Origin of the sequence: Paracoccus sp. (in: a-proteobacteria), from assembly GCF_046462195.1 — a bacterium.
GTDB lineage: Bacteria > Pseudomonadota > Alphaproteobacteria > Rhodobacterales > Rhodobacteraceae > Paracoccus.
In genome coordinates this window covers 1-15721 of sequence record NZ_JBKGUN010000057.1, presented here as the reverse complement: position 1 = coordinate 15721, position 15721 = coordinate 1, and the positions used below count along the sequence as shown (strand labels likewise).

Below are 15721 nucleotides of genomic sequence, written 5' to 3'. Positions count from 1 at the left end.
GGGGCAATGCAATCGGCATGAGTGACAGCCCCTGCATCAAGCTTTGCCGCATCGACCCCGTATCAGGATGGTGCGGCGGCTGCCTGCGCAGCCTTGACGAAATTGCGCGCTGGGGCGCCATGCCTCCGGGCGACCGGCGGAATGTGCTGGCCCAACTGCCCGGACGACGTGCCGCTCTTCGGGATCAGGCGCCCATTCCACCGCGTGGGTCGTAACGGTTCTCGCGCCGCCATTCCTCGAAAAACGCCGCCAGCCTGGGATCAACCGTGGACGGCATGGCGATTCGCAATTCGACATGCTGATCGCCTCCGTTCACGCCCCGCCCGCGCAACCGCAACCGCTGCCCTGAGGTGGCGCCTTTGGGGATCGTCAGGCTGACCGGCCCGTCGATGGTGGGTGCCTGAACCTTGCCGCCCAGAACCGCCTCGTCCAGCGTGATTGGCAGAACCAGGTGGATGTCGTCGCCCTCGCGCCGGAACAACGGGTGGTCGGCCACGCTGATCTCCAAGTAAGCGTCGCCCGACTCGCCCCGTCCCAGTCCCCGCGCACCCTTGCCGCGCAGGCGGATCGTCTGACCGTCACGCGCGCCTTTGGGTATCGCCACTTCCAGTGTTCCGCCCTCCGGCATGGTCAGCCGAGTGCGCCCGCCGCGCGCCGCCGTCAGGAAATCGACCTTCACCTGATAGCGCACGTCCTGTCCGCGCTGATCGCCCCGCATGCCGCCAAAATTGCCGAACCCGCCAAATCCCGCCCCGCGTCCGCTCTGCCGGTTGCCGAAAAGATCGGCGAACACGTCCGACAGGTCCGGGTCGCCCCCGCCGTGCGGCGGTCCTTCGCCAAAGGGATTGCCCGCACCCGCATGCTGGCGCGTGCGCCAGCGCGGGGCCTGCTGCTGACCCTGATCGTCGATCTCGCCCGCGTCAAAGCGGCGACGCTGCTCGGGGTCCTTCAGCAGGTCATAGGCGGCCGAGGCCGCCGTGAAACGCGCAACCGCCGCCGGATCCTGGTTCAGGTCCGGATGATCGGTCTTTGCAATGCGTCGATACGCTTTCTTGATGTCTTCAGCGCTGGCGTTGCGCGACACGCCGAGCGCTGCATACGGATCGCCTGCCATGCCTGGCCCTCATGTTTTCCAGTTTCATCAGAAAGATAGAGACCGGCCGGATTTCATCAATAGGGTAACGGATGGAGGCGGTGCAGCCGCTCGATCTCGCGCCGCAGGTCGTCTGGCAGTTCGCGACCAAGGCCTGCAATCAGGTGGCGCAGCTGGTCCATCGTCGTGGCGCCGATGATCGGGACCACCTTGAAGGGTCGCGTCAGCTGCCAGGCAATGGCCATGTGGACCACGTCCCAGCCATGTTCGGTCGCCAGCGCGCCATAGGCCGCTGCGGCGGCCACGCCGCGGTCGGTCTTGCGCCCGCCCAGGTTTCCCTGCCCGCCAGTGGCCTTGTCCACCGCGGCACGGCTGCCCTCGGGCATGGCACCATTTGAATATTTTCCCGTCAGCAGCCCCGCCGCCAAGGGCGAATAGGACAAAAGCGTCACATCCTCGTTCACTGCCGTTTCGGCCAGATCCGTGTCATAAAGACGGTAGAGCGGCGAATATTCGTTCTGGATGGCGGCCATGCGGGGGCCTCCGATGCGATCGGCGACATCGCACCAGCGTGCCAGCCCCCAGGCTGATTCGTTTGACAGGCCGACTGCGCGGATCTTGCCTGCCTTTACGGCATCGGACATCGCCTCCAGCACGTCCTGCATATGGCCCAGTGTTTGGGCCTTGTCCTGACCCGAAGGATCAAAGTTCCAGTTCTGGCGGAATCCGTAGGAGCCGCGCACCGGCCAGTGCAGCTGGTAAAGGTCGATCCGGTCCGTCTGCAGCCGCCGCAACGACGCATCAATGCAGGCTCGAACCGTGGCCCCGTCAAAGGGCGCGCCATCGCGGACCATCTGGCTGGGACCGGTGATCTTGGTGGCGATCTGGACGCGGTCGCGGTTGCCCGTGCGGGCCAGCCAGCGGCCGATGATCTCTTCGGACAGGCCGACCGTTTCGCGGCGGACGGGATTGACCGGATACATCTCGGCGCAGTCCATGAAGGTCATCCCGACCTCCAGCGCCGCATCCATCTGGGCACGGGCGATGTCTTCGCCCGTCTGGTTGCCGAAGGTCATGGTGCCAAGGCAGATCCGGCTGACCTCGACCTCGCTGCCGCCCAGTTTCACATGTTCCATCAGATCACCCCGCTTCCTTCGCTTGCGCGCAAGCTAGCGATCATGGCGGAGGACGCAAGCCGTCCCTCCGAAAAGGAACGGCTCTTAAGTCTTGATGAAATAACTTGAAGCAATGGTGGAGGCCACACGCGAAAACTGCGCACTGGCCGGGTCTGGAAAAACGCACATGGGGCATGCGCTTCTTCTCCACACCCTGCACTCGTTAAAAAAGCAGGCTTTACAGAACCCGATTAACCTCTCGTTCACGAACCACCTATAGCCCCAAAGGGCTATGTTGCCCTTGAGCCACGCGCAGCCCGGCTGTCCCGAACAAAGGCAGAAACTGTCGGCAAATGGTCATATTCAGGCGTTCGTGTTTCCAGTGATCCCTGACAGGCATTCCATGTCATCGCAGACCCTTGCTCAGATCGACGAAGACCTTGGCCGGTTGGCACCACGCGGCTTCATGTGCGGCTTTCACATCCGCTTTTCCCGTCCTGTCCGGCGCGTCTGCACCTATCCGTCCAGCTGGATCCAAGCCTATACCCGCATGAACTTGGGCATCGGGGATCCGATGATGATCTGGTGCATGCTGAACGAAGGCAGCCTGCGCTGGAGCGCATTGGCCGATATCATCGACGATCCGCTGGACGTGATGGGCCAGGCCCGCCAGCACGGCCTGATCTATGGGGTGGCGCTGTCCTATGGGCCGGTGGAATCCCGGTCCTATATCGGGGCTGCCAATGGGGACCGGGAATTCACCGATGCCGAGATCGCTGCCATGGACCGCCTGTTGCGACAAGGCCATGACATGATTGAACGCGCCACCAGCCTGCGTCCGATCCTGATCGAGGCGTTGGAGGCCATCGCCTGCGGCATGACCTATGACCAGGCCTGCAAAGCCTTGGGGATCTCGCGCACTGCGCTGCGCTATCGCCTGCAGATGGCGCGCAAGGCGCTGGGGGCAGAGGACAACGCTTATGCCATCCGCAAGGCGATCGACACCGGGCTGCTGAACGGCAACAGCCTCGGCGGCATCGCCAAGGGCCTGCCCAAGGGACCGGCCGGCTAGGACGGGTGCTTGCGCCGCCAGGGCCGGTGCCGGGGCCAGCGCCAGCCCTTGAACAGGCTGCGCTTTCCCAAGGGCTCGAAGATCTTTTCCGGACCTTCGGGGTCCAGGATCTCGTTGTCTGCCATCCAGGTCTGGAAGCCGTTCAATTCGGGAACCTCGTAAGGGGCCAGCGTGCGCCCTTCCCCGACAGTTCCTCGACAGGCTTCGATCGCGGCGATCAGGCTGCCATGTTCCGCAATCCTGGCCGTGACAGTGGCCACGGGCATGGCCAGGTGCTCGGCCAGCAGGTCATCGCGCAGGGCGGTGATGCTTTCACGGACCGCCTCGCAGCCGGAGCGGTCGGCGGCCACGATCACGTCGCATTCCGTGTCCAGCCGCATCGAACGGTTGTTGAGATTCGAGGAACCGATGCGAAGATACATGTCATCCACGATCGTGATCTTGGCATGGACATAGATTTCGGCCCCTGCATCGGTCAGCGGATGATAGATGCGCAGGCGGCGCTTGTGGTCCAGCCTTTGCAGCGCCTCGACCAGCCGCGCACGCGCCGTGTCCATGGCCAGCGGCTCCAGCCAACCCTGGGCGCTGACGGGGTTCACGATCACGATTTCCGGCGGATCTTCCTCGATCAAGCGCTGGGCAATTGCCTGCGCGATCCTGCGCGAGGCGAAATACTGGCTTTCGGCATAGATCACCCGGCGCGCCTTGGCGATCAGGTCCAGATACATCTGCTCGATCTCGAAAGCCGGTTCGACTTCGGCAATTTCAGGCCGGGTGCGGGCAATGGCCAGCGGGATGTCGTGGAAATTCGGCTTCAGCCCGTCGGGCCAGCAGCCCTCGACATCCGTGACCGGCTCCAGCACCTCGCCCGAGGCGATACGCCAGCGATCCCGCGCCAGATCCCCCAGCGCCCGTGCGGCCGGGCCGTCAAAGGCGCTGGTCGCGTCATGCCACGGCTTCAACAGCGTGCCGCGGGGACTGGTGCGGCGGGGATCGTTGTCCAGATGCTCGCGCGTGTCCCAACGGCCTTCGGTCATGTCGATGCCACCGCAAAAGGCAAGACAATCGTCGATCACCACGATCTTCTGATGGTGCGAGCTTGCCAGCGGATGCTTGCTGTCCAGGCGCAGCGTGATGCGGGGATGCATCTTCCAGCGCAGGATGGTCATCAGGGTCGTGCCCCGAAAGATCGATTTCAGCGCCCCCGTGTCCCAGCGCAGCAGGCGCACATGCAGCGTCGGCGTCCGCCTGGCCAGCCACATCACGAAATCACCCAGCCGGGCAGGCTCGCTCTCGGCGGCCTCGCCCAGGTGGATGCGCGCGTCGAAATCCCATCCGATCATCAGGATGCTGCGGCGGGCCTGCATCATGGCTTTGCGGACGGTGCAGAAATAATCGTCGGCATCGGCGATCACGGCGAACCGTTCCGACTGTTCGACCCTCCAGCAGTTCCGGCCCGGTCGGGTCAGCCGGTCATTCGATGCGTTCATTCTGCCCTGTCGTTCCCAGTTGCTGCGCCCGCCCTCCCTCACCCGCCGCGCCCAGGCGGATCAAGGGAACAGGCCTCAACACACATCCCCATGCTTCGTTCCGGCATGGGCTGCGGATGCCCAAATCTGCCATGACGCTGCCCGTGTAATCAAGCCCTGCGACAGCATGGCACATGCAGACTCGACTTGAGATGCAAAGACAGGTTAATAGAACGTAACAGGAACATTTATGGCAAGCGATTGAAATGCCCCGCAGGCTGCTGTGCATCTGGTTCCCGCGGCTGGCCAGTCAGGCCAGCTTGCGGCAAGACCCGGCCTTCGGCCCTTTCGCCCTGACGTTGCGCTCGGGTTCTTCCAATCACCTGCATTGCATCGATCCGGTGGCCGAGGCACGAGGTCTGGCGCCCGGCATGACCTTGGCGGATGCGTGGGCGATCTGTCCCGACCTGACGACCCGGCCCGCCGATCCGATGGTCATGGCACAGGCCTTGGCCGGGCTGCGGCGATGGGCGACGCGCTATTCCCCTCTCGTGTCGCGCGATGGCGATGCGGGTCTTGTAGCCGACATCACCGGCGTCGCCCATTTGTTCGGCGGCGAAGCCGCACTGCGCGAAGACCTGCACGACCGCCTTCTGCACGCCCGGCTCCATGGCATCAGCGCCATTGCCGACACCAGAGGCGCGGCCCACGCCCTTGCCCGCCATGGCGGAGGCATCCTGCCCGTTGGTCAGACCGCCTTGCGGCTGGCAAGTCTGCCGGTCACGGCGCTGAGGATCGATCCGCCCACGGCCGAGGCGCTGGCCCGCGCAGGGCTGGGCCGGATCGGCAACCTGCTGGACCAGCCCCGCGCGCCTTTGGCCCGCCGCTTCGGACAAGGGCTGCTGATGCGGCTGGACCAGCTGCTGGGCCATCAGCCCGAACCCGTCGATGCCGAAACCGAAGCGCCCGCCTTCGGCACCCGGCTGACCCTGCCCGAACCGATCGGCCTGCAGTCGGACGTGGCGGCGGCCTTGGACCGCCTGCTGGTCCGGCTGTGCGCCAAGCTGGCCCTTCACCACCATGGCGCACGTCGCCTGCGGCTGGAACTGCGGCGCGTCGATCGGGCCACCGTCACCTTGGAGATCGGGCTGGCGCGGCCGATGCGTGATCCAGCCCGGATCGCCCCCCTTTTCGTTCCTTCGTTGGAACGGGTTGATTCGGGCTTCGGGATCGACGCCTTGCGGCTGATCGCGCTTGTGACCCAGCCGCAGGCCCCTGCCCAGATCGCGCTTTCCACGAACGAACGGGTTCAGGACGCGCTGGCCGGCCTCTTGTCGCGGCTTGGAAATCGCCTGGGCTTCGACGCGATCCTGCGCCCCCTGCCCGCCGGCAGCCTTGTGCCCGAACGCAGCTTTTTCATGGTGCCCTCGGCCTTCAGCGAACCGGCCGTCTGGTCGGGTCCGGCCTTGCGCCCCCTGCTGCTGGGTCCCTTCCATTCGCTGCAGGCCCAAGCCCGCGCCGGCCACCCCCCCAGCCAGTTCGGCTGGTCCGGACGCCCGATGACCACGCTGCGGGCCGCCGGACCCGAACGGATTGCACCGGAATGGTGGCAGGACGACCCCGACTGGAACAGCGGAATGCGCGACTATTGGCAGGTGGAAACGCAGCAAGGCCCCCGCTTGTGGCTCTTTCACACTCCGCAATCCCCGGGCTGGCATCTGGCGGGCGAATTTGCATGAGCCTTCCCGACCGCTTTTTCCGCTTGGGCAGGCAGGGGCCAAAGGAAGTCCCGCAAACCATGGGGACCTCACCTTCCGAACGTTATGCCGAACTGTGCGTCACGACCAATTTCACCTTTCTCACCGGCGCGTCTCATCCCGAAGAGATGGTGACCCGCGCCGCCGAACTGGGGCTGGAGGCGATCGCCATCACCGATCGCAACTCGGTGGCGGGCGTGGTGCGGGCCTTTTCCGCCCTCAAGGAACTGACCCGCCTGCATGACGAGGCACTGGCGGACAGGCAGGCCACACAGGACGGCCCCTTGATCCGGTCGCAGCAGGTGACCGACCACTCCAGCCGGCAGACCCGCTGGACCACAACCGGACCCACGGCCCGGCAGGCCAGTCCCCTGCCCCGGCTGATCGTCGGCAGCCGACTGGTCCTGACCGACAGCCCGGTTGAATGGCTGGCCCTGCCCACCGATCTTGCCGCCTGGTCGCGGCTGACGCGGCTCCTGTCCTTGGGCAAGACCCGCGCATCCAAAGGCGAATGCCATCTCACCCTGGAGGATCTGGAGGAATGGGCCGAGGGGATGATCCTGATCGCCCTGCCGCCCGACCCCCTGCCCGACCCCTCAACCCCTGCCTCCGACATGGTCACCGCACGCGATCACCTGCTGCGCCTTTCCCGCCTGTGTCCGGGACGCACCTATCTGGGGGCCGCGCCCCGCTATGACGGGCGTGATCAAGGGCGGCTGGACCGGCTGGCGCAAATCTCTCAAGGGACGGGCCTGCCCCTCGTGGCGGTGGGCGACGTTCTGATGCACCGCGCCTTTCGCCGCCCGGTGGCCGATGTGCTGACCTGCCTGCGCCTTGGCGTGACCATCGACACCATCGGCTGCCATCGCCTGCCCAATGCCGAGCGCCGTCTGAAGCCCGCCCGCGACATGGCGCGGATGTTCCACCGCTATCCGGCCGCCCTCAGGCGCAGCGTCGAGATCGCGGGCCGCTGCGCCTTTCGGCTGGACGATCTGCGCTATCGCTATCCGTCCGAAGACAGCCCCACCGAAACGGCCCAGGCTCGGCTGGAACGCTTGACCCGGGAAGGGCTGGCACGCCGCTATCCCCGCGGCGCCCCGCCCAAGGTGCAGAACGGCATCGCCAAGGAGCTGCAACTGATCGAGGACGTGGGCTATGCGCCCTATTTCCTGACCGTGCATGACATCGTGGCCTATGCCCGCAGTCAGGGGATCCTGTGCCAAGGGCGCGGTTCGGCAGCGAATTCGGTTGTCTGCTATCTTCTGGGAATCACCGAGGTCCCCCCCGAATCGATCACCCTGATCTTCGAGCGTTTCATCAGCAAGGAACGGGGCGAACCGCCCGATATCGATGTCGATTTCGAACACGAACGCCGCGAAGAGGTGATCCAGTGGATCTATGAGCGTTATGGCCGCCACCGTGCCGGACTGACCGCCACGGTCATCCACTTCCGCACCCGCGCCGCCATCCGCGAGATCGGCAAGGTCATGGGCCTGTCGCAGGATGTGCTGGCGCGGCTGACCGGGCAGATCTGGGGCTTTTCCTCAACCGCCCCCGGCGAGGACGGCCTGCGCGAGGCGGGCCTCGACCCGTCGGACCGACGCCTGCAGATGACCGTCTGGCTGATCGGCCAGATCATCGGCTTTCCGCGCCACCTGTCCCAGCATGTCGGCGGCTTTGTCATCACCGCGGGCCGCTTGGACGAACTGTGCCCCATCGAGAATGCCGCGATGGAGGACCGCACCATCATCGAATGGGACAAGGACGACATCGACGCGCTTGGCCTTCTCAAGGTCGACATCCTGGCACTCGGCATGCTGACCGCGATCCGCAAGGGCTTTGCCCTGCTGGCCGATCATCGCGGCCAGCGCCTGACTCTGGCCAATGTCCCGCCCGAGGATCCGGCAGTCTATGACATGCTCTGCCGCGCCGATGCGGTGGGGGTCTTTCAGGTCGAAAGCCGGGCGCAGCTGAACTTTCTGCCCCGCATGCTGCCGCGCAAGTTCTATGACCTCGTTTGCGAGGTCGCCATCGTCCGGCCCGGGCCGATCCAGGGCGGGATGGTCCATCCCTTCATCAACCGCCGCCAAGGACGCGAACCCGTCCATGATCTGGGTCCCGCGCTGATGGAGGTGCTGCACCGCACCTATGGCGTGCCGTTGTTCCAGGAACAGGCCATGCAGATCGCCGTGGTCGCGGCGGGCTTCACCCCAGCCGAAGCCGACCGGCTGCGACGCTCCTTGTCGACCTTCAAGCGCATGGGCACGATCGGCAGCTTTCGCGAACGCTTCGTGTCCGGGATACTGGCGCGTGGCTATGATGCCGATTTCGCGGAACGCTGCTTTGCGCAGATCGAGGGTTTCGGCAGCTATGGTTTCCCTGAAAGCCATGCGGCCAGCTTTGCGCGGCTGGTCTATGTCTCGGCCTGGCTGAAATGCCATCACCAGGCGATCTTTACCTGTGCCCTGCTGAACAGCCAGCCGATGGGCTTTTATGCCCCCGCGCAACTGGTCCGCGACGCCCGCGACCACGGGATCGAGGTGCGGCCGGTTTCGGTCAACCATTCCGAATGGGACTGCACGATCGAGCCGCGCAGCGACGGGGAACTGGCCATCCGCCTTGGCCTGCGCCAGATCAAAAGTCTGCGCGCCGAGGATGCGGCCTGGATCGTCGCCGCCCGCGCCAATGGCTATCCCAACGTGGAAAGCCTGTGGCGTCGGGCGGGCGTGCCCCCCGCCACGCTGGAACGTCTGGCCGATGGCGATGCCTTTGCCGCGCTTGGCCTGACCCGACGCGATGCCCTCTGGGCCGCGCGCGCGCTGGCCATGCCGAAGCCCTTGCCCCTGTTCGGCGCCGAGGGCGAGGGCATCATCGAGCCTGCCGTCATCCTGCCCCGCATGACGCTGAGCCAGGAGGTGATCGAGGATTACCTGTCCCTGCGCCTGTCGCTGCGCGCGCACCCGCTGGAACTGCTGCGTCCGGGCCTGCCCGAAAGCCTGCCTCATGACCGCCTGCCGGGGGTGCATGGCCGCCGGACCATCACCGGCCTCGTCATCACCCGCCAGCGCCCCGGCACGGCATCGGGGGTGATCTTCCTGACGCTGGAGGACGAGACCGGCGTGGCCAATGTGGTGGTCTGGAAGACCGTTTATGAAACGTTTCGCAAGGCCGTGGTGACGGGCCGCCTGCTGCGGGTCACCGGACGCATCCAGCGCGACGGGACGGTGCTGCACCTGATCGCGGAAAGGATCGAGGACCTGTCGCCCCTGCTGACCACGCTTGGCCGCCCCCGGATGATCGAAACGAATGACGGGCGGGCGGACGAAACTCGCCGCCCGGTCGGCGGCAGCGTGCCCGGCACGGCCCTGCATCCACGCGATCAGGCGAAACGGCTGTTTCCCAGCCGGGATTTCCATTGAAACAGGCTGGCCGCGTCAGACGGTGTCCAGATACAGTTCGACCGTTTCCTCGTCGGACAGTTCGGCCATGTAGAACAGTTCCTGCCGCTTGGTCATCAAATAGTTGTCAACCAGATGCGGCGGCAGGATGCGGCGGATCTGAGGACAGTTGTCAAAGGCATCGATCGCCGCACCCCAGTCACCGGGCAGTTGCGCCAGGTTCTGGTCATATGCATTGCCTTTGAAGGGGGCGGGCGCATCCAGACCGTCCTCGATCCCGTTCAGCGCCGCGCCCAGGATGGCGGCAGTGGTCAGATAAGGGTTCACGTCGCCCCCCGCGACCCGATGCTCGATCCGGCGCGCCCGTGGCCCCGAGGACGGGATGCGGATCGCCGCCGTCCGGTTCTCATAGGCCCAGCCGATGCCCGTGGGCGCATGGGCGTTCGGAACCAGCCGGTCATAGCTGTTCTCGTGCGGGGCGAAGAGAAGCGTCGATCCGGGCATGGCGCGCAGACACCCAGCCACGGCCTGACGCAGCACCTTGGTCCCTTCTTCGCCGCCGTTGTCGAAGATGTTGTTCCCGTCCTTGTCCAGGATCGAGAAATGCATGTGCATCCCGTTGCCGGAAAAGGCCTCATAGGGTTTGGCCATGAAGCTGGCCGCAAAGCCGTAGCTGCGGGCCACCCCCTTGACCAGCATCTTGAACAGCCAGGTGTCGTCGGCGGCCTTCAGCGGATCGGCCTGGTGCATCAGGTTGATCTCGAACTGGCCGGGCCCCGCCTCGGAAATGGCGGTGTCGGCGGGAATGTCCATCGACTCGCAGGCGTCGTAAAGCGACGTGAAGAACTGGTCGAATGCATCCAGTGCGCGCAGCGACAGAACCTCGCCCCCCGTGCGCCGCTTGCCGGATCGGGGGTTGGGCGGCACGCGCAGCTGGCGGCCACTGTCGTCGATCAGGAAGAACTCCAGCTCGGTCGCGACCACCGGCGTCAGGCCCGCCGCTTGATAACGCTCGACCACGCGGGCCAGTGCCTGCCGCGGATCACCATCGTAAGGACGCCCGTCGGGATGGAACATCCACAAGGGCAGCAGCGCGGTCGGTGCCGCATCAAGCCAGGGCATGGGCAGGAAGCCACGCTCGGTCGGCAGCAGAAGGCCGTCCGGATCGCCTGACTGGAAAACCAGCGGGCTGTCCTCGACATCCTCGCCCCAGATGTCCAGGTTGAGGACCGAATACGGAAACTTGGTCCCTTCCTCCAGCAGCTTGTCGGCATAGCGCGCAGGAAGGCGCTTGCCGCGCGCCACCCCGTTCAGATCGGCCGCCGCAACGCGGATGGTTTTCACCTCGGGATGTTCGCGCAGCCATTCCATCTTGATCATCGCACCAGCTGGGGACGGTATCGCACACGCTTGGCCGCCCCCGGAAGGTGACGGTTCAGCCGCCGGTTCACCCTGCCGAAAAGCCAGATCAGAGCCAAGGTCGCCACGATAAAGTAGCCCGCGGCAATGGGATAGGCAACAAAGGGGTTGAAGGTCCGGTCCGCGAAATAGCTGGCATAGTACAGCGCGTCGCCCCGCTGCTGAAAGGCGGGAAAGCCCGAAAAATACACCAGCGTCGTGGCATGGAACAGGAAGATCGCCTCGTTGGTATAGGACGGCCAGGCCAGCCGCATCATCGTCGGCCAGATCACCCGGCGAAAGCGCTTCCAGCCGGTCATTCCATAAGCGTCGGCGGCCTCGATGTCCCCTTTGGGCACCGACATCAGCGCCCCGTGAAAGATCTGGGCGGAATAGGCGGCCGTGTTCAGGATCAGGACGATCAGGGCCCCGGCCCAGGCCTTGGTCAGCCAGCTGGTCTGGATGGTCAGCCCGAAGACCTCGATGCCCGCGCGGGGCAAAAGGACCAGTGCCTCGTAGGCGATGAAGAACTGGATGAAGAGCGGACTGCCCCGAAACAGGAAGATGAAGCCATCCGCAAGCCTGCGCGCCCAAGGGCTGCGGCTGGCCTTGGCGACGGCCACGACATTGGCCAGCACGAACCCGAAGCCGAGCGCCAGAATGGCGAAGTAAAGGTTCCAGATCAGCCCCGACCCGATCAGGGTGAACTGCTGGCACAGGTTGTAATCGGCCCGCGGCAGCAGCCGCTCGCCGATGCCGATCGAACGCAGGCCGTAATCCATGATGGTCTGGACGCAGCTCATGCGACAGCCCCCTGGCGTTGCGCTTCGCCGCCCATCGTCGCCTGCCCCCGTGACAGGCGCCGGGTGACACGGCCCAGCACACGTTCGGATATCCAGGTCATGCCCAGATAGAACACCAGGATCCCCAAGAAATAATACAGCCGCCAGTCCGGGTGCGGATAGCTGAAGGCGCTGGTCTTGGACCCGCCCAGTTCCCGCGCCCAATAGACGATATCTTCGACCCCCAGCAGGAACAGCAGCGGCGTGGCCTTGATCAGGATCATCCACAGATTCGACAGGCCCGGCAGCGCATAGGTCCACATCTGCGGGATCAGCACGCGGCGGCTGACCTGGCGCGGCGTCATGCCATAAGCTTCGGCCGTTTCCAGTTGCGCCCGCGGCACGGCCTGCATGGCGCCGTAAAGCACGTTCGCTGCAAAGGCGCCGAAGACGATCGAGAAGGCGATGACTGCCAGAAGAATGCCATAAGCGTCATGCACCCAAGGGGCGGATGAATTTGCCGGCAGCTTGGCCGCCGCGCAGACGACGAAATCATTGCCCTGCCAGACCGGCTGATCGCTGTTGCACAGCACCTTGTGGCGCACCCATTCAAAGCCTTGGTCCAGCGCGATCGGCACGAACAGGAAAAAGATGATATCGGGAATGCCGCGCACCATCGAGGTATAAATCTTGCCGAACCAGCGAAGCGGCGCAATGCGCGAGCGCGACGCCATGGCACCACCGAACCCGAAAAGCAGCGCAATGGGCGCCGTGACCGCCAGCAGCAGCAGCACCGTTCCGAAACTGGCATAGAACAGCATATGCGTGCCCGATGTCAGATAGCATGACAGCCAGGCAAGCCCTTCGAGCAAGGACGGATCGGTGCAATAGGAAAACATCGGATATCCCGAAAGGCCGCCGCGGCAAAGGATCCGCAGCGGCAGGTCACATCACTCGAAGGTCAGGGCGTCGTCGCCGAACCACTTGACGATCAGCGTGTTCAGGCTGCCGTCTTCCTTCATTGCGGTGATCTGGGCATCAAAGGTTTCGCGCAGCTCGTTGTCGGACTGGCGCAGCGCCATGCCGATGCCCTCGCCCAAGGGAACGGTCTCGCCACCTTCGACCCAGACCAGTTCGCCGCCCGACTCTTCCACGATCGGAACGAGGAAATCCTTGTCGGCAAAGACCGCGTCGGCTTCGCCATTGCGAACGGCGGCAACTGTCTGGTCGGGGTTGGGGAATTCTAGGAGCGTCGCGCCGGTTTCCGCAACATGGCCTGCCTGGATCGTGTTGGTCTGGGCCGCAACGACGCCGCTTTTGACATCAACATCCGCCGACAGCGCCGCATAGGCCGAAGGCATGGCGGGCGTATAGGGCTGGGTGAACTGGACGACCTGCTTGCGCTCTTCGTTGATGTTCATGCCGGCCAGAATCGTGTCATAGTTGCCCGACACCAGGTTCGGGATGATCGAATCCCAGTCGTTGCGCACCCAGGTGCAGTCCAGTTCGGCGCGGCGGCACAACTCGTTGCCCAGTTCGACCTCGAATCCGGTCACTTCGCCCGTCGCGTCGTCGATGAAGTTATAGGGGGCATAGGCACCCTCGGTCCCCATGCGCACGGTCTGGGCCTGGGAAAGGCCTGCGGTCAGGGCCAGGGCGGCCACGGCCATCGTCAGCAGTTTCATTCGGGTCTCTCCTGTTGGTTTTTTTTCAATTGGCCATGGTGGCGGACAGGAACTGGCGCAAACGGTCGGTCTGCGGATCCTGGAACAGCCGCGATGGCGGGCCTTCTTCGCAGATCACGCCCTGGTGCAGGAACACGACATGATCGCTGACATCGGCGGCCAGCCGCATGTCATGTGTGACGAGGATCATGGTGCGATGTTCGCCCGCCAGATCCTTGATGACCTTGACCACCTCCTGCTGCAGCTCGGGGTCCAGCGCGCTGGTGGGTTCATCGAACAGCAGGGCCTTGGGCTGCATGCACAGCGCCCGGGCGATGGCCGCCCGTTGCTGCTGTCCGCCCGACAGTTGGGCAGGCCAGGCATCGGCCTTGTCGCCGATCCCCACCTTTGCCAGCAGGTCGCGGGCGCGATGCTCCACAGCGGCCCGATCCTCGCCCAGAACGGTCAGTGGGGCCTCCATCACGTTCTGCAGGATGGTCATGTGTGCCCACAGGTTGAACTGCTGGAACACCATTGACAGGTTGGTGCGAAAACGGGTCACCTGAGCGCGGTCGGCCGGCTGGCGCGCTTGGCCCTGCCCCTTCCAGCGCACGGCCTCTCCATCGAACAGGATCTCTCCGGACTGGCTGTTTTCCAGCAGGTTGCAGCAACGCAGCAACGTCGACTTGCCCGACCCGGACGAGCCGATCAGGCTGATCACATGCCCACGCGGTGCCGTCATGGAAACGCCCTTCAGCACATCGAGCGGGCCATAGGATTTGTGCAAGTCGCTGATCCGGATGACCGGGGCGGCGTCGGAATGGGTCATGGTCGGAACGGAGGGGCTTTGGCTCATCATCCGCGCATTGGGCGTCAATCGCGAAGGATTTGCAACGGGCAGAAGCGGGCAACCTGCCGATAAGGGCAGGTTGCCGCAGCGTCAGGTGAAGGGTTCAGGCGATCTCGACCGTGTACTTCTCGATCACGGTGTTGGCCAGAAGCCCTTCGCACATCCTTGTCACTTCGGCGCGGGCGGCCTCGGCATCCGTGGCGGCCAGATCCAGTTCGATCAGCTTGCCCTGGCGGACGCCGTTGACACCCCCATGGCCCAGCCCGCCCAGGGCATGGCGGATGGCCTCGCCCTGCGGGTCCAGGACGCCGTCCTTCAGCATGATGGTCACACGTGCTTTCATGGCGGGGCGTCCTTTCAGTTGATCGCGGTCGGTTTCAGGCTGGTCGTGTTCGCGGGCATCAGGCCCAGCCGGCGCGCCACCTCGGTATAGGCGTCGGTCAGGCTGCCCAGGTCGCGGCGGAACACGTCCTTGTCCAGCTTTTGCCCTGTCTTGACGTCCCACAGCCGGCAGCTGTCGGGGCTGATCTCGTCGGCGACGATCAGGCGCATGAAATCGTTGTCCCAAACGCGGCCGATCTCGATCTTGAAGTCGATCAGCTTGATGCCGGCCCCGTAGAACACGCCGGACAGGAAGTCGTTCACGCGCAGGGCAAGGCTGACGATGTCGTCAAGGTCCTGCTGGGTCGCCCAGCCAAAGGCGATGATGTATTCCTCGGACACCATCGGGTCGCCCAGCTCGTCGTTCTTGAAGCTGTATTCGACGATCGGGCGGGGCAGCAGCGCGCCTTCTTCCAGGCCCAGCCGCTTGGACAGCGAACCGGCGGCAAAATTCCGCACGATCACTTCCAGCGGCACGATCTCGACCTGGCGGATCAGCTGCTCGCGCATGTTGATGCGGCGGATGAAATGGTTCGGGACGCCGATATTCGTCAAACCGTTCATGAAGAACTCGGACAGGCGGTTGTTCAGCACGCCCTTGCCCTCGATCGTCGCCTTCTTCTGGGCGTTGAAGGCGGTCGCGTCATCCTTGAAATACTGGATGAGCGTGCCCGGTTCAGTGCCCTCATAGAGGATCTTTGCCTTGCCTTCGTAAACCTTCTTGCGCCGCGGTGCCATGGGC

14 protein-coding genes are annotated in these 15721 nt (G+C 64.7%); 4 read left to right on the top strand and 10 right to left on the bottom strand.

The window, feature by feature from the left end; genetic code table 11:
- The first annotated feature begins 17 nt into the window (after positions 1-17).
- Complete coding sequence (locus ACLHHB_RS03910; protein WP_410216975.1) at positions 18-215, top strand: DUF1289 domain-containing protein; 198 nt, start codon at positions 18-20, stop codon at positions 213-215.
- Here the strand turns inward: ACLHHB_RS03910 and ACLHHB_RS03905 are convergent.
- Positions 185-1114 (bottom strand): DnaJ C-terminal domain-containing protein, encoded by a 930-nt coding sequence (locus ACLHHB_RS03905; protein ID WP_410216974.1) that lies wholly within the window; start codon positions 1112-1114, stop codon positions 185-187. The two genes, ACLHHB_RS03910 and ACLHHB_RS03905, sit on opposite strands and share 31 nt — an antisense overlap.
- A gap of 56 nt (positions 1115-1170) precedes the next feature.
- Positions 1171-2229: an aldo/keto reductase gene (locus ACLHHB_RS03900; protein WP_410216973.1), complete on the bottom strand. Its 1059-nt coding sequence runs from the start codon at positions 2227-2229 to the stop codon at positions 1171-1173.
- 382 nt (positions 2230-2611) lie between these two features.
- Here ACLHHB_RS03900 and ACLHHB_RS03895 point away from each other — a divergent pair, with 382 nt between their 5' ends.
- A complete protein-coding gene (locus ACLHHB_RS03895) occupies positions 2612-3280 on the top strand; it encodes an autoinducer binding domain-containing protein (RefSeq protein ID WP_410216972.1) in 669 nt (222 codons plus the stop codon).
- Here the strand turns inward: ACLHHB_RS03895 and ACLHHB_RS03890 are convergent.
- Entirely contained in the window at positions 3277-4770 is a 1494-nt protein-coding gene (locus ACLHHB_RS03890) for a phospholipase D-like domain-containing protein (RefSeq protein WP_410216971.1), read from the bottom strand. The two genes, ACLHHB_RS03895 and ACLHHB_RS03890, sit on opposite strands and share 4 nt — an antisense overlap.
- 245 nt (positions 4771-5015) lie before the next feature.
- Between ACLHHB_RS03890 and ACLHHB_RS03885 the strand changes: the two genes are divergently transcribed.
- Positions 5016-6488: a Y-family DNA polymerase gene (locus ACLHHB_RS03885; RefSeq protein ID WP_410216970.1), complete on the top strand. Its 1473-nt coding sequence runs from the start codon at positions 5016-5018 to the stop codon at positions 6486-6488.
- Between the two features lie 59 nt (positions 6489-6547).
- Positions 6548-9925 carry an error-prone DNA polymerase gene (locus ACLHHB_RS03880; RefSeq protein WP_410216969.1) on the top strand — a complete coding sequence of 1126 codons (3378 nt, stop codon included), beginning with the start codon at positions 6548-6550 and terminating at the stop codon, positions 9923-9925.
- Positions 9926-9940: 15 nt separating this feature from the next.
- Here ACLHHB_RS03880 and ACLHHB_RS03875 read toward each other — a convergent pair whose 3' ends face one another.
- The 7 genes from ACLHHB_RS03875 to purC form a co-directional block, all read right to left on the bottom strand.
- On the bottom strand, positions 9941-11275 hold the full coding sequence (locus ACLHHB_RS03875; RefSeq protein WP_410216992.1) for a glutamine synthetase family protein: 1335 nt from the start codon (positions 11273-11275) through the stop codon (positions 9941-9943).
- 5 nt (positions 11276-11280) lie between these two features.
- Positions 11281-12105 (bottom strand): ABC transporter permease, encoded by an 825-nt coding sequence (locus tag ACLHHB_RS03870; protein WP_410216968.1) that lies wholly within the window; start codon positions 12103-12105, stop codon positions 11281-11283.
- The gene (locus ACLHHB_RS03865; protein WP_410216967.1) at positions 12102-12983 is read right to left on the bottom strand and encodes an ABC transporter permease; all 882 of its coding nucleotides are present in this window, start codon (positions 12981-12983) and stop codon (positions 12102-12104) included. The genes ACLHHB_RS03870 and ACLHHB_RS03865 overlap by 4 nt, the downstream gene beginning before the upstream one ends.
- Before the next feature lie 51 nt (positions 12984-13034).
- Positions 13035-13769, bottom strand: coding sequence for a transporter substrate-binding domain-containing protein (locus ACLHHB_RS03860; RefSeq protein ID WP_410216966.1), 735 nt, complete (start codon positions 13767-13769; stop codon positions 13035-13037).
- A 25-nt stretch (positions 13770-13794) separates the two neighbouring features.
- Positions 13795-14604, bottom strand: coding sequence for an ABC transporter ATP-binding protein (locus tag ACLHHB_RS03855; protein ID WP_410216965.1), 810 nt, complete (start codon positions 14602-14604; stop codon positions 13795-13797).
- A gap of 97 nt (positions 14605-14701) precedes the next feature.
- Positions 14702-14941: a phosphoribosylformylglycinamidine synthase subunit PurS gene (gene purS, locus ACLHHB_RS03850; RefSeq protein WP_410216964.1), complete on the bottom strand. Its 240-nt coding sequence runs from the start codon at positions 14939-14941 to the stop codon at positions 14702-14704.
- Between the two features lie 14 nt (positions 14942-14955).
- The gene (gene purC / locus ACLHHB_RS03845) at positions 14956-15717 is read right to left on the bottom strand and encodes a phosphoribosylaminoimidazolesuccinocarboxamide synthase (RefSeq protein WP_410216991.1); all 762 of its coding nucleotides are present in this window, start codon (positions 15715-15717) and stop codon (positions 14956-14958) included.
- Positions 15718-15721 lie beyond the last annotated feature (4 nt).